The organism is Sphingobacterium sp. UME9 (genome assembly GCF_014170215.1).
Taxonomy (GTDB): domain Bacteria; phylum Bacteroidota; class Bacteroidia; order Sphingobacteriales; family Sphingobacteriaceae; genus Sphingobacterium; species Sphingobacterium paramultivorum.
Genome location: NZ_LZZP01000013.1, coordinates 886,959 through 906,524, shown reverse-complemented (window position 1 = coordinate 906,524; position 19,566 = coordinate 886,959). Strand labels below are relative to the sequence as shown.

Here is a 19,566-nt window from a genome sequence, read left to right as displayed (position 1 = left end):
ACATACATCGGCGGAGATATCAATTCACAATATCCAAACCATTTGCAGTTCTGTGTTGTCCTATCTGTAAACTTAAATCAACAACACATTGAACAGATTTGCCCGGATTGCTTTAAAAACAATATTGTGGATTATCGGAGGAATAATTACGCTTTTTATTCTTATCGTTTTCCTATTACGCCTACCCAAAATACAGAATTATATTGCTGGAAAAGTAACGCATTATGTCGAAGGAAAGATCGGCACCCCTGTCAAAATTGGTTATATCAATATCGATTTTCCTAAAAAATTGGTTCTGGAAGATATCTATCTCGAAGATCAAAGTAAGGATACCTTAGTTGCTGGTAAAAGCATTGCGGTCGATATCAATATGCTGAAACTATTAAAGAATACTGTTGAAATCCAAAGCCTGGAAGCCGATGGTATTACCACCAAAATACGTCGTTCTTTGCCCGACAGTGCCTTTAACTTTGATTATATTGTTAAGGCCTTTGCCTCTGAAAAGGAAAGCGAACCAACTGCCGACACAACTTCAGCCCTTCTTTTTAACCTCGATAAGGTTAAGTTTTCAAAAATACATGTGGTCTATGCCGATGAGGTTATCGGTACAAGTGCCGATGTGTATCTGGGCAGCATAAATACCAATATTAAAAAATTTGACTTGACCAAGAACATGGCCTTTGACTTACCAAAAATTAAAGTCGACGGGTTAAATGCAACGGTAAAACAATGGAAACCAACAACTGATGGATCCGGCCCTTCGGTTGAAGATTTTGGTATCACCGATAAAACTGCACAGAGCACATCCCTCCTTCCTGATGTAGGCATCCAGGTAGCCGAGCTCACTAATGTGCTGGTTCGTTATGAAGATGAATCGAGTGCACTTAAATCTCAATTTATCCTGAAAAACTTCTATGCCGCTATCAATAAGATCGATCTCAACAAAGAATTTGTCGACATCCAAAAGCTCGATCTCGATGGTTCGGATAATAATGTCCTGCTGGGAAAAATCCAAAAGTCTTCGGTCTCAGCAGCAAAAACTAGCGAAGTTGAAGCCGACAGCAGCAGCGCCACAAAGATGAACTGGGTCGTTTCGGCAAAAGACATTAACATCAATAATACCAGTATCCGATTTAAAGACGACAACCAGCCCCGCATCAAGGGATTCGACTATTTTAACATCCAAATGCCGGGTCTCAAAACCAGGTTGACTGATCTCTACTACAGCGCCGATTCCATCAGTGGATCATTGAAAGAGCTTATCGCTGCCGACCATTCCGGTTTTGTCATCAAGCAGCTGAAGGCTGATTTTAACTATAGCAATACCGGTGCGGAAATTAAAAATCTATATGCCGAAACTCCCCGCACCCTGATTCGAGATTACGTTAAGCTAAGTTATCCTTCTCTGGATATCATCGGCAAAAAGCCAGAACTGATCACGGTCAATGCCAACATCACAAAGAGTTATATTGATATGCGCGATATCCTATTTCTCGCGCCCTTCCTGGACACCATGCAGGTAATGAAGCCGCTGTTGGACAAGAAATTCTATATTGACACCCGCGTAACTGGCCGTGTCGATGATCTGCATATACCGAATATCGATTTTAGGACACTTTCTAATACCCGACTGATTGCTAGTCTTCATTTAAAAGGACTTCCCGACATGAATAAATTGTCGGTAGACCTCAACCTGAAAAAACTTACCACAGGCCGTTCGGATATCGAAAAGCTGGTTTCCAGGTCTATGCTGCCTCAAAATATTGAGCTGCCCAATGCCATCGGACTGAGCGGTACTTTTAAAGGTGGAATGGCATCTTTTAACACAAAACTGGCTTTAGTTACCGAAAAAGGGACCGCAAAATTAGATGGAAGGGTTGCTATGGCCAAGCGCGATACCAGCTATGAGGCATCGGTGAGTGTGCGCGATCTGGACATCGGCAAAATCATGAAGCTGGACAGTACGTTGGGGATTCTTTCTTTTGAAGGAAAAATCAAGGGCAGAGGCACAGATCCCAAAAAACTTATTGCCAGTTTTGATGGCAAAGTGAACCGCATGGACGCCATGGGCTACCGCTATCATGATATCGATATGGATCTCTCGGCAGACAAAGGCGCCATTAAAGCATCTGTCATCAGTCCCGACCCAAATATCAAGCTGAAATTGGATGCCACTGCGCAGATGGATGCGACCTATCCAAAAGTAGCCTTTGAAATGAACGTCGACAGCATCAACCTACAAAAGTTAAAGCTGATGCATGAAGCTGTCAGCTACCGCGGTAAGCTGAGCGGTAACTTCAGCACTGCAGATCCAGACTTTTTGAATGGCGAAGCACATATTACCAATTCGTTGATCCGATATAACACTGATCGTTATGCAATGGATACTGTCTCCCTCTTGGCCAAGGCCGATACAAGCAGTAATCAGTTGGTATTGCGGTCCGATTTTCTGAATGCCCACCTGGTCGGCAAGTACAAAATTTTAGAACTGCAAAGTGCCGTACAGGATCTCCTGCAGCTATATTATAAACCCGAGAAGCCGGTTAAGATTCCGCCCTACTCGCCGCAGGTCATCGAATTTTCAGCACAACTTACCCGCAATAAACTCATTCAGGACTTTCTTCCTGAGCTGACGGAAATGAAAGCCATTACCCTGGATGGTCTCTTTAACAGTACATCGAAAAACCTATCGGCCAAATTAGATGCACCACGCGTGGTCTATGGTGGTACCGAGATCAACAATGTTACCCTAGATATTAACAGCCTGGACAGTGCCCTTTACTATTCGGCCTTAATCAACAAAGTTAAAGTCAGCAGCATTGAACTCACCAACACCGTTTTTAGTGGAAAGGTCGCGCAAAATACGGTTAATATGGGGTTGTGGATCAAGGATAAGCATGATAAAGAACAATATCATCTGGGAGCCGATATGCAAGCCAAAGATGGTGTATTTGTATTCAGCTTACTACAGGACGGCTTAATGCTCAACTACGATAAGTGGGATGTGGCGCCCAACAACACCTTAAAATTTGGTAGCGCCGGCCTATTGGCTAATAATTTTGTCCTCAGCAACAAGGGACAGGAACTGCGCATCGCTTCTCAGGACAGCATCCTGAACTCACCAATTGATGTGGCTTTTAAAAACTTCCGCATCGAGACCCTGAGCAAGATGGTTATGAGTGATAGTCTGGATCTTGGCGGCGGCATAAACGGACAAACGACGCTATCTAGACTGGAAAGCAGTCCGGTTTTTATTGCAGATATGACCGTAGATAAGTTTTACTTCGGAAAAGATACCGTGGGCAACGTCAATATCAAAGTCAATAATGAACGCGAAAACACCTACAATGCCCATGTGAGCATTACCGAAAATGGTAACAACCTCGTCCTGAGCGGTGATTTTATCAATCCGCCGCAAGGCGACGCAACGCTCGACTTCACACTGGATATCGCGCCACTGACGATGAAGACGGTACAGGCATTCAGCATGGGAAATCTGAAGGATGCCAAGGGCAACCTGGAGGGCCAGCTAAAAATAGCAGGATCGCCTTCAAAACCACAGATTAGGGGTGACCTTAATTTCAGGGAAGCCGAGTTCAATGTGGCCATGCTCAATGCCCTATTCAAAGCAAAGGATGAACAGATCCGTTTTGATCAAAATGGAATATCGTTTCCCAAATTTGAACTCGAAGACAGCAGAGGCAATATTGCCCAGGTCAGCGGTTCTGTCAATACCCAAACCTATACCGATTTTGACTTTGACCTCAACATCGTCATGGACAATTTTGAAGTACTAAATTCTACTCAGGCAGACAATGATCTATTTTATGGAAAAATGTTTCTTGGCACCGATCTGCAGATCGGCGGAAATCTTAACAAACCCGTTGTAGACGGTACAATCAAGGTCCTAGACAATACCGATTTCACGATGGTGATGCCAAACAATGATCCCGGTATGGCCGATCGGAAGGGCGTGGTCGAATTTGTGGATAAACGGGATACGGCTACCGCAAATGCGCTTGCCAGATTAGATTCTATGACTGTAACAAAGCTTACAGGAATAGACGTCGATCTGAACCTGCAGACTGATAAGGACGCCAAATTTAAGATTCTGCTCGACGCAGGATCACAAGATGCCCTAAACATTCAAGGCGAGGCTGAATTAAATGCAGGTGTAGATGCCAGTGGTAAAATAACCATGTCAGGAACTTTTACTGTGGAGCAAGGGAGCTATTCATTCAGTTTTGGACCTGTGAGCAGAGACTTCAAATTTCAGAAAGGGAGTACAATTACCTGGAATGGCGATCCATTGGACGCGCAGCTCAATATTACGGCAGTGTACACCTTGAAAGCACCAACCCTGGAACTGGTTGCGCCACAGCTTGGTACGCAGAACGCAAACTTGTATAAGCAAAAGATACCTTTCGACGTGCTGCTTAAAATTTCAGACCAACTGTTTCAGCCACAGTTGAATTTTGATATCGACCTGAATGCTAATAATGCCATCGTATCACAGGACGTCATCAGTAAGGTAGACAATGCACTGACCACCTTACGTGATAATCCTTCCGATCTCAACAAGCAAGTCTTTTCACTGATTGTGTTGGGGCGGTTTATGTCGGCCAATCCATTTGAAAGCCTTTCCGGTGGCGGAGGTACAGAGGCACTGGTACGAAATAGTGTCAGTTCGTTTTTGAGTTCGCAGCTCAATCGCCTTGCCTCCGATTTAATTACGGGAGTTGAACTTGATTTCAACCTGACATCAGAAGACGATTACAGCACTGGAACGGCCCAGACGCGCACCGACCTGAATATCGGCGTCTCCAAAATGCTGCTCAACGACCGGCTGAAAGTCAATATCGGATCTAACTTTGAAGTAGAAGGAAATTCACGACCAGGAGAAACTGCCAATAATATTGCCGGCGATATACAACTGGATTATCAGCTTTCACAAGACGGACGGTACTTTGCCCGGTTCTACCGCAAAAACCAATATCAGGTCACTTTACAGGGGCAATTTGTTGAAACCGGAATCGGCTTTATCATCACGATGGACTACAACCGATTTAAGGAAATCTTTATGCGTTCCAAAAAGCTCAAGGAATATTATAATACCGGCAGCAAGAAGTTTAGAAAACGTTTTGATGTCGATCGTATGGAGCAGGATTCGGCTTATCGAGACAGTGTACGCACAGTGATCCGCGACAGCCTGATGCTCCATAGTCCCGAATACCGTAAACGGATAGAGGATCAGGAAAAAGAGCAGCAGCACCGCCAGCAGGTGGACAGCACAGCAAACAGCGCACGGAAAAATAGTGCGCCGAAGCACTTAGACACGATCAAAACCACAGCAATTAAAAATGAAGACGAGGAAAGGAATTACCATGCAAATTAAATTAAAATCGATTATTGGCCTGCTTGCCTTTAGCGGGCTGATTGCTTCCTGTTCGTCGACTAAAAACCTGCCCGAAGGTGAGAGCCTGTACGTGAAGGGGAATGTCAACATCGCATCCGATACCATTTCAAAGAAAAACAAAGAAAAGCTGGCGGCCTACCTAGCTGAATCGCTACGTCCGAAGCCCAACAAGCGCGTTTTGGGGTTGCCCTACAAGCTGTATTTTAACAATATGGCCGGCGACACCGCCAATAGCAATTTTCTGAAACGTTTTCTTAAAAAAATAGGTGAAGAACCCGTACTGCTGAGTGAGGTGAACAGGGAGTACAATGAGAATCTGCTGCGCAACCGGCTTGAGAATATCGGTTTTTTCAATGCGGAAGTTACTTCGGATACAATCGTCGAAAATAAAAAAGCTACGGTAGACTATACCGCCAAGCCCAATTTGATCTACCGGATCAGATCCGTCACTTTTGATGTCGACAGCAACTCGCAGCTGGGACGCGATATCCGCGCAACTTCTAACCGCAGCCTGTTGCAGGTGGGCAAAAATTATAGTCTTGACGTCGTTCTCAATGAACGCGACCGCATCGACAACGTCCTTAAAAATAAGGGCTATTATTATTTCAGCCCAGACTATATTCTGGTGCAGGTCGACAGCACCATCGGGGATCATAAAGTCAACCTCTATGTGACCGTAAAAAAGGAAACGCCCGAACAGGCAAGAACTGCGTCCAAAATCAATAAGATCTATATTTTCCCAAACTATACCGAAACCGGAGCTGGCTACCAGCAGTCACCGCGGCATGCCGAACTATTTGACAGCAGTTATTATTTTATTGACCCAAATCATACCTTCCGCAAACCAGTAATTGCCAATCACATATTTTTCAAGGAGGACGATCTGTATAACCGCGACGCCCACAACAGGACCATCAGCCACTTGGTGAATCTGAACAGCTGGAAATTTGTTAAAAATAACTTTGTGGACAGCAAGGAAGTGCCAAACGCACTCGATGTATACTATTACCTCACTCCCCTGCCGAAGAAATCTATCCGTGTAGAACTGCTGGGAAAAATGGCTTCCGTCTACAACGGTACGGAAGTGAATGTTAACTGGACCTTACGTAACGCTTTTAAAGGAGCCGAGAAGCTCAATATCAACGTATTTGGGGGCTACGAATTGCAGACGGGTGGCAATGCCGATCTGAACTCAAGCTATTTCCGCTACGGTACCGAGGCAACCTTGACATTTCCGAGGATACTGACACCATTTGGCACCATCAATCCTTCCCGTCAATATATTCCGAATACGTATATCAAGGCAAGGTACGAATTTCTGAACCGGCGCAAAGCCTATACGCTCAATTCGATGGCGCTGAGCTACGGTTATACCTGGCAAGAGAACGAGGAGAAACAGCATGATCTGGCGCTGATGGAAATCACCTATGTACAGCCGAGAGGTATTTCGGAAAGCTACAAGATGCAGATGGATACCATTCCGGCACTGCGGCATGTAATCGATCCCCAATTCACAATTGGGCCCAATTATAATTTCACCTTTCAGAACACCATGAAGAGGCACCTGCAGAATACCTTTTATTTTAAGGGCAATTTGGACCTGTCGGGCAATATTCTGGGATTGATCAAAGGGGCGGATTTTAACAAGGGAAAAACGTTTAAACTCTTTGACGCCTACTTCTCGCAGTATATCAAAGCCAGTGTGGATGGCAGGCATTATTTCAAGCTCAGCGAAAATTCACAGATCGCATCACGGGTGAGTATAGGGATGAGCTACTCGTATGGCAATTCGCGTTCCCTACCCTATCTTAAGCAATATTATGTGGGCGGACCAAATAGTATCCGTGCGTTTGGCGCACGTGCGATCGGACCCGGCACAGTAGCTCCGGAAAGGTTGGGCAATGGACTTTTCTATGCCGATCAGACAGGCGATATCAAGTTGGAGCTGAATACCGAATACCGGGCAAAAATTGCTGGTCCTGTCCATTGGGCCGCCTTTATCGATGCTGGGAATGTATGGCTGCAGCGGGACGATGAGACCAAACCCGGCGGTAAATTCAGCAAGGATTTCCTGCAGGAACTAGCCGTCGGCGGCGGCTTGGGATTACGGTTTGATTTTACCTTTCTGATCCTGCGTACCGATTTTTCCATCCCGTTCCGTATCCCCTATTTACCGAAGGGCGAGCGTTGGGTATTTAAGGATATCGACTTTGGAAGTTCAAGATGGCGAAAAGATAATCTGATGTTTAATCTAGCGATCGGCTATCCATTTTGATCTAGTCATGTCAACGTAATGATCACATAAAACCGAAGTCCTTATGATCAATGAAAACTTTCTGGGTATTATTGCAGGTATCCTTACATCTATTTCTATGCTGCCGCAGCTCATCAAAGTGCTAAAGGAAAAGAATGTGGATGACCTTTCTCCGGTTATGCTACTAACATTAATCATAGGACTTTCCCTATGGGTATGGTACGGCATAATGAAAACCGAATTACCGATTATCTATTCAAATAGCTTTGCTGTTCTCGTGAACCTTTGCCTGTTGATCAGTTATCTGATTTATAGAAAAAAGACCTAAAAAAAAGGCGGATAACATTGCTGCTATCCGCCTTTAACACGAAAACACTATTCTACAAACCGTTCAACCAACTATTCACCTCATCTTGTGTTTTACCTGTTTTCTTTTGAAGTTTACCTACCAACTCATCTTCCTTGCCTTCTGCATATAGTAAATCATCATCTGTAAGATCCGCATATTGCTGTTTTACCTTACCTTTAATTTCGTTCCAACGACCTTTCCATGTTAATTCGCTCATAATAATTTTCCTTTCGTTTTTTATTAATAGAACAGCCTGCAGCTGGAATCGTTTAAAAAAAAATGTTATCAAATGTTAAAAAAATATTCACGGTGATTTTACTCCGTTTTATCAATGGTAGTTTCCTCTGGATCGAGTGGTGCCGGTGGAATTTCATCCACATTCCGCTCTATTTCCTGCGTTTCCACATGTACCGCAAACTCAGAAGGTTCGATGGGTATCGCCATTTCCGTTGCGTACTCTCGGGTAAAAATAGCACCAAAATAAAGGATTGCAGCGGTATAGTATACCCAAAGCAAAATAAGCACAAAAGAACCTGCTGCTCCATAAGTATCCTGCGTTGCCGAACGTTCTAAATAGATTCCAATCAAGTAACGGCCAATCACAAAAAGAATGGCTGTAAATAGAGCTCCGGCTCGAACAGTCTTCCATTGAATATTGACGTCAGGCAAAGTTTTAAAAATGACGCTGAAGAGGATCACAATGACTACAAAGGAAATAACAAAATTGATCAGGTTCAACAGTACAACGGTAATATCCGGAAAGTAGCGCTGCAGCTGCCCTGTAAGTGCCAGAATGATACCGTTGATAATCAGGGTCACCACCAAGAGAAACCCCAGCCCAATAACAAGCGACGAGGAGAGCAGGCGGTCCTGGATCATCTTGAGCCAGCCTTTTTTGGGTTTGGGGCGCACATGCCATATTTTATTGATTGAATTCTGCATATCGCCAAACACCGTCGTTGCACCGATGATCAGGGTCCCCACACTGATCACCAATGCCATATTGGATTTGCCGGATAACTGGAGGTTTTGAATGACCTCTTCAATCTGTTTGGCGGCACTATTGCCTACCAGGCCGTTAAGCTCGGCAAAAACCTTTCCCTGAATAGCATCGGCACCATAAAATATACCTGCCAGCGCGATCATCAAAACCAATATTGGGCCGATCGAAAAAACGGTATAATACGATAATGAAGCACTATATTTCATGGAGTCTTCATTCATAAAACCTGATACGGTATTTTTCAGTATCGTCCAATACGTTTGCAGCTTGCTTTTATTTTCCTTTTTTACATTCATCGTCGTTATTGTTTTTAAGAAAGAAACTCCTTAAAAAGACATAAAGTTTGTTTTTTAAGAAAATTAGGCTTTTACGATGCGCTATAACCATAGGCTCCAAATGCGTCTTTAGCCCAATTAATCAAATCTAAATATCCTAGAAATCAAGTTGTAAGACAAAGATTATTATCATAAAAGAAATAAAGCTAAACTATTGATTAATCTAAGTTGTTCCTCCTAAAAACAACTATTTAGAGCATATGAAAAGTAATCAGAATGACCCCAATATTTTAAATGACCTCATTAAAATCAATAATGACCGCATCGAAGGATACGAGCTGGCTATTGATCTGGCCAACGAGCAGGGCGAAGGTGCCCGGGAAGCTGTGTTCAGAAAGATGATCGGGCAGTCTGAAAAGTTTATTGCCGAACTCAGTCCACTGGTTGAGCTTGCTGGCCAATACGCGACTGACCGGACAAAATTAAGCGGCGAGCTTTTTCGGCTGTGGATGGTGATCAAATCAAAATTATCGGGAGGTAATATGCAAGATTTATTGGAGCATTGTGAGCGCGGCGAGGCAGCGTTCCGAGAGGTTTACAACAAGGCGCTGGCAGAGGAAAATAAGCTCTCCATAGGAGCCAAAAACCTGATCCAGATTCAGCTGAGCCAGCAGCGTGAAGCCCACGAAAATATTAAAATTCTGTGCGGGATCTAGATTTTTTTTGCATCAATGAGTCAATGCAAAAATAGTAAGAAAAAAATAGGCTAGGGAACCAATACCTAGCCTATATAAATACAATAATCTAACTTGCCTAAGTTATCCAAAAAACCACTGTCAGCGCAAGAATGTTTTAAAAAAATTTCGAAACTTCCAAGCAATAGCAACAGTTACCAAAAAAAATCCGATGAGCCAAAGATCAAGGACTCCCCATGCGCTCCTTTTCTCTGTGTTAAGCTTATGCTGCGTCTGCAGGAAGCTATCGCTGCTGTTAATGGAAAGCTTATTTTTGGTACCTGTATTTACCTTTGATTCCAGCATCGCCAGTTGACCCCTATGTCCAATCAGACCACTATCGGGGTGAAAGCTGAAATTGCTGTCCGTCCAAAAAAGCCAATACCGCGATTGACTGTCTTTCAGTCTACTATACAGAACATCCGCTTGCTGATTATAATTTGACCGAATTCGTTCTTCGCGATGATCTTCCTTCTTCCCGCTTTGATAAAGTTTACAGGAAGAGAAAAATAAGAAGACTATAAAAAAAAGTAACCGCTTATATATACCTTACCATATCCCCTCCACGCAGTCCAGCCAATTTGAAAACGCATAAATTGTAGTCAAGGGACGCCGCTTGCACAACACACGATTATCCACATTTCCCTCCACAGTCAGGATCCAATTACCCTCCTTTTTGCGCACAATCCCTACATGGTTGATACGCTGGAGACTGGAGCTATAGATCGCAAAGAGATCTGCCTGGCGGACAGTCCCCTGGTTGATCTGCTGGGCCGTATAACGACGCGCCAACGGAAAAAGTGCCGGACTCCAGGCATTGCGCGGAACAGCAAGGCCCGCCTGGCCATAACACCAGGAGACAAAAGCCGCACACCAGGCATGGCCCTTTCCAAGACCAGTATACGCTAGGTATTCCTCGACCCGCTTGCCATCGTTATTGCCTGTGGCTTCCTGCACACCAATTTCTTGTACCGCAATATCGACAATGCGTTCGCGTACCCCCGAACTGCCGTAGCGTTTCACTGATGGGTCATCCACCTGCTCCAGCCCAGAGCTGGTATTTGGGAGCTCAGCATAACTGCCTGACTGCTCCTTATCGGCTATAGCAGCATTGCCAGTACGGCTAAGAAAGAGAACAGCGACAGAAAGAAAACCGAAAAATAAATAATGCATTGTTGCCATGATGTCAATTGATTAAAGTGAACACTAAATTGCTGACGAAAGAGCTTAAAAGGCTGCCAGAGGATCTCCTGTAACCAAAAGCAGCAGTAGATGATCAATAGTGCCGCCAGTACGGCAAAGAACAATACCGAAAGTATACCGATATCCAGTACCCCTGCCGTGGGCTCTATCGCTTGCAACAGAAAGCCTGCAGCAATAAAAAATACCATAAGACATAACAGACTGATGCCCAGTACCCATCTCCCTGTCAAAGGCCAATAGATATCCTCGATATCTGCGACCAATTGTTTTTGTACTATTTTCATTTTTTGTTTTTAAATTTTACCTAATCGAATCAATTCGTTTCAAAAAAAGAGCTGCTCCCGAAAGAGCAGTCTCCATAAATTCACACAGCTAGGTGAGCACAAATTCACCTAAATACTGGCTGCTTGATGTCATCACTCCGTCCCGATGGATGTTAAATGTCCAGCCGACTATTGTCTTACCGGTATAGCTGTCTGGCAGCGTAATATCCATTGCGGCATCAAGTCGTGTTGCACCTTCAAATGCAAAAAAGAGGTTTTCTATTACGTCGTACAGAATCACAAGGACCTGATCATCATCAAACGCATTGAAGCGGTTTCCGATCGGATCCCAGGTTAAAGACAATACCTTCGGAAAAGATTCAACTGTCTGCAACCCTACCAGAGCGGCCAAACCACCGCTTGCGATTTTCACGACACTATAGTCGATCGTAAAATTGGGATAAGCCCCTTTAAACGCATTATTGATAAATTGTTGGAAAGCTACATTGTAGCCCGTTTTGTTTCTTTGTTTGCTGTCCGAAAAACCCAGCATCAGGATATCTTTAATGGATTTGAGAAAACTGGTTGTCATCCCAAATTTCATGCGCTGTGCCAGCTGATCTTCCGATGCTGCCTTTGAACTTTTCTTTGGCAGTGACCGTACATAGTCTATACCCCGCCACGACGAACCTACGATGTTGCCGACCTTACCTTGGTAGGCCCCGTGAATTCCTTTTATAAATCTTGCCATACTATTATTTTTTTAAAATATTTAACCATCATGTGGCGCTGCAGGCAGCCACGATATCGATATCATGACACTAAGGTAAAGTGGTTTAGAGGCGCTGTTGGCCTTATGGCGCCATCTTGCGCCATTTGGCTGAAAATGCCATTTTTAGCGACATAAAAACCGAGCTATATGTTGGAAAATACTGTATTTTTCGAGTGGTTTCGATACAGACTCACCCGCTTCTGGATTAGTCATTCTTTGCCAGTTTGAGGCTATTTTTAGGCCGTTCAAAGGCCGCTGCATTGTCAATATGACAAGGTCTAAGCAGATAATCAGCAAAGAATCACCAAAGAATAAGCAGAGAAATGGCAAAGAAATACCAAAGAATAGGCAAATGAATAGCAAAGGATATGCAGAGAAAGACCAAAGGATAAGCAATGAAGTAGCCTAGTGTAGGTAAGCTATCAGTAAGGAAATAGCAGGTCGGTATACTAGCAATACCAAATCAATACGCCACAAAAAGTAAAGAATTGGCCATAAATCAGCAATGAAAAAAGAGAATAAAAAAAAGGCCAACCTTTTCATAAAAGATCAGCCTACTAAACACTAGGGCTCAAATTAGTCCCTTAGTGATACTCCGCTTGATCGCATCTTGCAGATCCTCTTCGCGGTAATAATGTTTGTTACCCAGGTAAATGGGCTTAAGGACACCCGATTTTACCCAGCGGTTGTAGGTTCGTTCGGAGATACCTAATCTTGACACCACGGCCATGCGGGTCATCAATTCATCAATGTTCCACTTTGTCATTTGTCCAGACTCCGAAGAGAGGTGGTGTGCTGATAGTTTTGCATTGATTTCTCGCAACAATTGTACGATTTCATCCAATTGTGACATAAAATATTCCATTGGTCGATACCATGAAATGAGGGCAGCCTACCCTTTACTTATTATTTTGTTTATATACTTCATATTGGTGTTTAAAATTCTCTTTATAAGATCTCGTCATTAAAATAGGAAAAGTATTTCTTGGTTTCATCAAGTATAATTCATCTGTGCGTACTAGATCAACCTTCGCTAAATTAACCAAGGTATTACGTCGTGGACGCGCAAACTTAGCGACCGGAAGCTCGGATTGTAATGCTCTAAGGTTTCCACCACATCGATAGGCCTCTTCTGCCATGAAAATATCTATTTTGTTATCGTCGACAAAAGCATAGTAAATTTGATCAACTTCTATTTCTATCATTTTGTTTTCGAGACTTTTCATCCTTAGGCTTTTTACATCACGCGTTTTCACATCCAATCTTTTGTCGACCATCTCGACTACATCTTCCATTTTCGCCTTTAAGGCGTTAAAACTAATCTTTTTACTGAAATAAGTATAGATACCGGCCTCATTGGCTTTAAAGACATAATCTGTATGCGCAGAACAAGCCACCATCAATGGCGGATTAGGGATCAATTTAGCCAGTTTGATTCCATCGATATCGGCATCGCCAAGGTCCATATCCAGTATCAAAATATCCACTTCATTTTCTTTCAAATATTCAATGGCTTGCACGGGTTTATTCACGATCGCGATATCCTCATTGATAAAAGGAAGCTCTTTTAAGGACATCAGCACATATACCAACGAACTGGGTTCATCGTCCACGATCAATACCCTATAATTTAGCTTATTCATTTGTTTTCAAAAAATTTTAGTTTAATATGTATAGAAAAGATCCCATTTTGTTGCTGTGTCTCCAGTGTGGTCTGATAATCTACTTGTTCCAGTTTCGCGCGCAATAATCCAAAGCCAGTTTCAGTACTGACTTTATCACTTTTTGGTGCCCAATGGTTTGTGCAACACAAAGACATTTCTACCCCGTTGCCAAGGAGCGTAAATACGATTGGATAATCTGCCGATATAAGGGCATGTTTTAGACAGTTTTCCAACGGGAAGAATAATATGCCTGTTGGTATTGCCGGGTAAGTAGGCTTTCCTATTGTAGGCTCATAGCGAACGGCTCTTTCTCCATAGTAATCCTGTAGTAGTCGAACGAAACAATTGAGCTCGTCAAGCTCTTCCTCAAAAGGTTTGAGTTCACCATTTTTCTCGATTTCCAGCAAATAAGCCAAAAACTGGATGATATCTCTTTTGGTACGTTTATCGGATGGTTCCTCATCCATCAACATCTTACCAAAGCTCGTCAGGAATATCGCTGTCAGGAAATGCGAGGTGTATCGAATGCCCAATGCCCTTTCCCTAAATTGTTCCAAGTCCTTATTCAGCTCATTTCTCTCCTTTTTTAACAGTGATGCTTTATAACGAAAGAAAACTCCTGCCGCCAATAAATTAGCGACCAGATATCCACTGATAATCCTAAAATAAAACTTTGGCAGGTTAGCGGACTGCACATGACGGGAGAAACGGATATTAACCTTCGGAAGTATTGTATAAATTAAGGTATGGATACAGGGAATAACAGTCAGGGAAATAAGGACATACAGCACAACGCTGACTATTCTTCGTTTATTCCCTTCTTTCCAGATATATAAGTATAGTACAGTAATTACATAACTGTATAACGTATACAAAGATGCGGCGATTACAATCTGGATGAAGGGAATAGCTTCTTCACTCCATAACAAATTTGCCAACCCTACTAAAGTCAACATAAAAGCAAAAACAAGCATATTCTGATACGCCAAATGAAGTATGTTTCGCATGGTAACCCGTCAGTTTACTTAACAAGTTTAAGTTAAAAAAATATTTTTATTCAAATTGGTAACAAAAATATTTTCTGTTAAATATTCCTTTCCTTTCTTCGAGTTGAATATGAATATTTTCTGCTAGTTTCAAACTAAAGTTAGGCGTTATATATGATTTGATTTTATAACAATTGAGAACATGTAGATATGCCCAGCATTCCCAACGCCAGGGTTCATCCTTGATTTGATTGGCTAAGAATTGAAACAGCAATTGCATACTGCGCAATAGATAATCTTCTCTACTTTCGTGGCTCAATCGAAAAATCTCTTCCCCCATAAAAAGGTAATAGCGGCCGTCTTTGACGGAATGGGCTAGTGGGACAATCGGCATTTGAAGTAAAAAACTCAGTACAGCAATACCTTTGCGTACATAGATAGAGCTTTCCAAAAAACTAACTTTCAGTTTTCTCTCCAGCGTATCTTTAGTTCCACTATTTCCATCGGCAAATATCAGCAAGTGTCTCCCCGCACGCATCGTCGTCCTGGCCTTCAATAGTACACTTGGATCGTCGCTCATCAAAAAGCGGTGTGATGTCCCCTTTTCATGACATAGATCACGAAGTGCTGACATTTCTTCCTGATGCTTTGCAAATACTTTTCTATCCATTAAAATATCGAACTGGATGTTATTTTCAGCTAGTATTTGGGGGATATAGGCATGCATCCCCAAGTGATATAGTACCAAAATGCTCGGTTCGGCTTCCGGGAGCGATTCTATAGCGTCAGTATTCCAAATCAGATTAGAATGCAAGGGTTTGGGCAAATGATAATTGCACCATTGTTGGTAAATAAATTGGTGTTGCTCCCATTTCAATCGGGGCATGTAGCGGTGCAGATGCGCCGAAAATAGCGCATAGCTCCAGCTGTGGTTGTCTTCTGAATATATCATTTAAGGCGATTTATTGAAGGGAGGAAGAAAACATCCCTGTTTTCGTTCCTCCCTCAAGGGTATTTGGCTGCGCGAATTAGAAAGTTAAGATGGGACAACTTTCCTCATCTTTGATCTCACCGGAAATAAAAGATTGCAGCTCATCCCATTGTAAAATAGGCTGCGCTTCCATTGCCTGATCTATGCCATTGAATACCTGATCTTTCAAGATTTTCATTTCATACTATCTTTGATTTACAATTGGTCCTTCAAAGGATTGTACCTTCCCTTTGTCGAACACTTGACTACTCCATATCGGATCCGACGGTGGCAAATATGTTAGAACAAATAAATCCTTTCAAAAAAAATTGTACATATACCGGTTAATGTCACTTACAATTCAAATACAGCTTAGATCTGTCATCCACAATCAAAAAATGTCATCTGAAATTTAATTCCGTCAACTGCATTAAAAAACAAGTCATGTACAATTATATTTGGCTCCCTCCAATTAAACTTCATAAAATCATCTTTTAACTATTTATATAATCGAGATGAAAAGAACTTACAAATTTTCTTTAGATGAGGGTTTTAGCGCAGTCAACCAACCTCAGCAAACATTGAGTTACCCCATCCGCAATGCAGAGCAAATGCATTGGCAATCTACCGACAACCAGATTAGCGAGCAGATCTTCGATGGGCGGTATGCTTACCTCTATTATTACGAGTATTGGACCAACGAGGCAATGGATCTCCAGGTGGAGATCACCATGAACGACCTGCATCTCATCTATCCCCAGTTAAGCACAGGGCATATTTACGGCAAACGTATGGATCAATCTTTTACCTTCGAACTATCAGAAGCAAAAGGTGCATATTTTTACCTCGCTAAAGGCATTTACAACCTACACCTGCCAGTAGGCCACCACATTTTGATTGGCTTTATTGTCGATGCGGGCATGTTCAGACCACCTGTCCTACAGCAATTCTCTTTTATCAGACATCTTATACAAGCCAAGAAGGAACAGTCTGCGGCAACACTTAAAAGTGCAGACTTTAGGGTCGGCCCGCTAACCATCAAATATCTGCGCATTCTATTTAGCAAGCTTAACCCCAATACGCTAAATAACGAGCATATCCTGCTCAGATACTTAATTTTCCTGGTTCATCTCAGCCGCTTTAAGCTCATCGAGGTAGAGGATCCGATCCTTCCTCTCCCACAGAAAGCGAAAGAACTACTCGAAGTGATCGTCTTTCATGAAGGCGCGAAGACGCGCATCCATGAAATTGCCCAGGTCCTAGGTGTCGATCCAGCGAGTCTAAGCCGCCAATACCATCAATTTTACGGTATCAGCATGCAGGACGAACGCAATATGCGCTTGCTGGCCTTCGTACAAGTTACCATCGTGGAGCATGATAAACTGGGGGCTACCGCAGATGAGACCGGATTTAGTGGTCCGAGTGAACTGAACCGCTTTATAAAGAAGTTGACCGGCAAAACTGCATTACAGTTTAAGGCCGAAATTGAAAAAAATCTCAAACGCTAAAAATAACCGATAAACTTAAACATGAAATTTAACAACAACAAAAAACTAGGCACTAAAATCACCCAAGCCATTCTTCAAGATACTTATGAGGCCGTACCGCAACTGATGACCTTGTTGGCTCCGGAAGGATGGCGAGAAAGTTCCTTCCATCAGGAGCTTATGGTCTGCCGCTATGAGTTCTACCATGAATTTCTCCATGTGGATGATTATCCGTCCACAGAGATCGACTGTAGGCGATCGGAAACGGATCAGGAAATCAGCTCCGAATCAGCGCTCAGTTTTGATGAATACCTCTACCTCACCTTTCCTCCAATTGGCAATGATCATCTGGAGCTCTTCTATATCCTATCCAGCATATTGATTGAAATTACCTTTACTTCTGCTCTCTACCGAGACCATGAGTTCGATGCTTACTATTTTGACGAAGTGCAATGTGAAGGCCTCATGATCCAGTTGGCTTATGTCAATAATCAGGTTGACAAAGAATGGGCTAATATCGCTTTCACGGCCATTCCGCCACCCTATCTAGATGAGATGGACGTACATCACTGTCTGGAACTTTTGTTCACAATTCTAAAAAAACATGGCTTTAAGCTGGATTATTGGCATGGTGAATTACTCTACATTGTAGAGTTGCAAGATATGTATTGGGCTATCCTGTATGGGGATCTAGACTACGAAGAAAAAAATAGTCGGCGCCAGCAGATTAAATCCGATATCAGCGAAATCCTTGAGCGTTATGATAGCACCTACATTGATCCGCTTAACCTGTCATCAATTGTAGACCTACTCAACCGGCGCTGGGTATGCCCTTTTGTATTGGCCTACCTCCATGTTTATCATGAGTTTCCTAAAGGCTACCCCTATCTGCTTACAGATTATGAAGGCTGCTAAGAAGCCGAACAAACTTGGCATATCGCTCGATCAAATTTGGCCTAACACTAGGGCGGTTTAAGAAGGTAATTTAGTGTTGTAAACTTAATAAACAGATGAACAATACAAATAGACAGATCAGCCATCAAGATTTTCAAATTGGAAAGATCCTTTCGTTGGTGAAAGCGGGAATCCAATTATTGTCGCTATTTACAATGCTCGTCGTTCGCTTTTGCTTAGTTCATTGGAAAGAAATCGCGGTGACTTTTTATGGCTCACTGATGATGGGCCTCTGGATTTTCGTCGCTTACAACAAGCTTACAGGTTTTGACCAAAATATGGAAGGCATGCTTCGTCAGCCATTCCCAAGACCTTTTGCCATGTTCTTGGCATACGCTATACCAGGTAGTGAGCTTATTGCCGCACTATTGATCGGCTATCATCGCACCCGGTTATTTGGGCTGGGATTATCAGCACTATTAATGATGGCGTTTACAGTCTATGTCGGATTGGCCATATTACATGTATGGAGTGACAAGCTACCCTGTAATTGCGGTCTGATCATTCAGATTGGCTGGAAAAAACATTTTGTATTCAACCTCTTTCTACTAATGATCAGCAGCTGGGCCTTTGTACTCCAATGGTGGATATTAAAATCTAAACTTCATATTGACAAGCAAAATAATATAGATCGTTATAAAATCACCAACTCGATCCCATTAATGAGAAATCGAAAAAGGGAAACCCTGCATAGGTTGAAATGTAAGCATAAGCATACGAAAGAATAGCACCAAAAGCCACAGCGGATCTCTGATGCAAGGCTATCGGAGAGAAGGGCACGTCTGCCAAAAGACATGGATTACCCTGTATTCCTGCTGAGGGCTACGGACAGAAAAAATTGGCAGCTACAGGCGGTTAAAAACAACTTATTTACCATTTAAAGTTAAGGTTATGAACCTCATTAAATTTATCAAAACAAATGTGATGCCTATTCTAGGATTAGCCATTGCAGCCGGATTATCAACTTGGTCGTTGACATCTGCAAACACCACTAAATATGCCGCTCCAATGGACTGGTATGAAAAACAACCTGATGGATCATACCAGTTACTTTCTGGGGGTCCTACAGATGAGCCATCCAATGGATGTCAGGAAGCTATTACTGATCTTTGTGCCAAGGGTTTTGCACCTGGTACAGCACCATCGGAAATAAATGATTCTACACCAGCTGTCGATCGTTATCATGTAGAGCCCTAATACTTTTGGTTAGCAATGAAGCCCCGTAAAAGAATTTTC

18 protein-coding genes are annotated in these 19,566 nt (G+C 42.8%); 8 read left to right on the top strand and 10 right to left on the bottom strand.

Annotated elements, in window-relative coordinates:
- Positions 1-88 precede the first annotated feature (88 nt).
- From A9970_RS22925 to A9970_RS22915, 3 genes are read left to right on the top strand one after another with little or no spacing between them, the layout of a single operon-like run.
- On the top strand, positions 89-5,395 hold the full coding sequence (locus A9970_RS22925; protein ID WP_182983869.1) for a translocation/assembly module TamB: 5,307 nt from the start codon (positions 89-91) through the stop codon (positions 5,393-5,395).
- On the top strand, positions 5,361-7,691 hold the full coding sequence (locus A9970_RS22920; protein ID WP_182983868.1) for a BamA/TamA family outer membrane protein: 2,331 nt from the start codon (positions 5,361-5,363) through the stop codon (positions 7,689-7,691). The genes A9970_RS22925 and A9970_RS22920 overlap by 35 nt, the downstream gene beginning before the upstream one ends.
- A 43-nt stretch (positions 7,692-7,734) precedes the next feature.
- A complete protein-coding gene (locus tag A9970_RS22915; RefSeq protein ID WP_220801680.1) occupies positions 7,735-7,998 on the top strand; it encodes a SemiSWEET transporter in 264 nt (87 codons plus the stop codon).
- A 52-nt stretch (positions 7,999-8,050) separates the two neighbouring features.
- Here A9970_RS22915 and A9970_RS22910 read toward each other — a convergent pair whose 3' ends face one another.
- Together A9970_RS22910 and A9970_RS22905 are read right to left on the bottom strand one after the other, a co-directional pair.
- On the bottom strand, positions 8,051-8,236 hold the full coding sequence (locus tag A9970_RS22910) for a CsbD family protein (RefSeq protein WP_046675215.1): 186 nt from the start codon (positions 8,234-8,236) through the stop codon (positions 8,051-8,053).
- 98 nt (positions 8,237-8,334) lie between these two features.
- Positions 8,335-9,318, bottom strand: coding sequence for a YihY/virulence factor BrkB family protein (locus A9970_RS22905; RefSeq protein WP_182983867.1), 984 nt, complete (start codon positions 9,316-9,318; stop codon positions 8,335-8,337).
- A 239-nt stretch (positions 9,319-9,557) separates the two neighbouring features.
- Here A9970_RS22905 and A9970_RS22900 point away from each other — a divergent pair, with 239 nt between their 5' ends.
- Positions 9,558-10,013, top strand: a complete 456-nt coding sequence (locus A9970_RS22900; protein ID WP_182983866.1) for a PA2169 family four-helix-bundle protein — start codon at positions 9,558-9,560, stop codon at positions 10,011-10,013.
- Between the two features lie 567 nt (positions 10,014-10,580).
- Here A9970_RS22900 and A9970_RS22895 read toward each other — a convergent pair.
- The 8 genes from A9970_RS22895 to A9970_RS22860 form a co-directional block, all read right to left on the bottom strand.
- The gene (locus tag A9970_RS22895; RefSeq protein WP_248932135.1) at positions 10,581-11,213 is read right to left on the bottom strand and encodes a CHAP domain-containing protein; all 633 of its coding nucleotides are present in this window, start codon (positions 11,211-11,213) and stop codon (positions 10,581-10,583) included.
- Positions 11,132-11,518 (bottom strand): hypothetical protein, encoded by a 387-nt coding sequence (locus tag A9970_RS22890; protein ID WP_182983865.1) that lies wholly within the window; start codon positions 11,516-11,518, stop codon positions 11,132-11,134. Before A9970_RS22890 ends, A9970_RS22895 begins: the two co-directional genes overlap by 82 nt.
- Before the next feature lie 88 nt (positions 11,519-11,606).
- A complete protein-coding gene (locus tag A9970_RS22885; RefSeq protein WP_075993616.1) occupies positions 11,607-12,248 on the bottom strand; it encodes a DUF6266 family protein in 642 nt (213 codons plus the stop codon).
- 592 nt (positions 12,249-12,840) lie between these two features.
- The gene (locus A9970_RS22880) at positions 12,841-13,134 is read right to left on the bottom strand and encodes a helix-turn-helix domain-containing protein (protein WP_220801679.1); all 294 of its coding nucleotides are present in this window, start codon (positions 13,132-13,134) and stop codon (positions 12,841-12,843) included.
- A gap of 34 nt (positions 13,135-13,168) precedes the next feature.
- Entirely contained in the window at positions 13,169-13,912 is a 744-nt protein-coding gene (locus A9970_RS22875) for a LytTR family DNA-binding domain-containing protein (protein ID WP_153847823.1), read from the bottom strand.
- Positions 13,909-14,940 (bottom strand): hypothetical protein, encoded by a 1,032-nt coding sequence (locus A9970_RS22870; protein WP_182983863.1) that lies wholly within the window; start codon positions 14,938-14,940, stop codon positions 13,909-13,911. Before A9970_RS22870 ends, A9970_RS22875 begins: the two co-directional genes overlap by 4 nt.
- A gap of 46 nt (positions 14,941-14,986) precedes the next feature.
- A complete protein-coding gene (locus tag A9970_RS22865) occupies positions 14,987-15,871 on the bottom strand; it encodes a hypothetical protein (RefSeq protein WP_182983862.1) in 885 nt (294 codons plus the stop codon).
- Positions 15,872-15,947: 76 nt separating this feature from the next.
- On the bottom strand, positions 15,948-16,088 hold the full coding sequence (locus A9970_RS22860; protein WP_157626165.1) for a hypothetical protein: 141 nt from the start codon (positions 16,086-16,088) through the stop codon (positions 15,948-15,950).
- Positions 16,089-16,404: 316 nt separating this feature from the next.
- On the opposite strand from A9970_RS22860, the gene A9970_RS22855 reads away from it, so the two are divergent.
- The 4 genes from A9970_RS22855 to A9970_RS22840 all read left to right on the top strand — a co-directional run bounded on the left by A9970_RS22855 (position 16,405) and on the right by A9970_RS22840 (position 19,527).
- Positions 16,405-17,397, top strand: a complete 993-nt coding sequence (locus tag A9970_RS22855; RefSeq protein ID WP_182983861.1) for an AraC family transcriptional regulator — start codon at positions 16,405-16,407, stop codon at positions 17,395-17,397.
- A gap of 21 nt (positions 17,398-17,418) precedes the next feature.
- The gene (locus tag A9970_RS22850) at positions 17,419-18,291 is read left to right on the top strand and encodes a hypothetical protein (protein WP_182983860.1); all 873 of its coding nucleotides are present in this window, start codon (positions 17,419-17,421) and stop codon (positions 18,289-18,291) included.
- Positions 18,292-18,386: 95 nt separating this feature from the next.
- Entirely contained in the window at positions 18,387-19,058 is a 672-nt protein-coding gene (locus A9970_RS22845) for a DoxX family protein (protein ID WP_182983859.1), read from the top strand.
- A 163-nt stretch (positions 19,059-19,221) separates the two neighbouring features.
- Positions 19,222-19,527, top strand: coding sequence for a hypothetical protein (locus A9970_RS22840; RefSeq protein WP_075993625.1), 306 nt, complete (start codon positions 19,222-19,224; stop codon positions 19,525-19,527).
- Positions 19,528-19,566 lie beyond the last annotated feature (39 nt).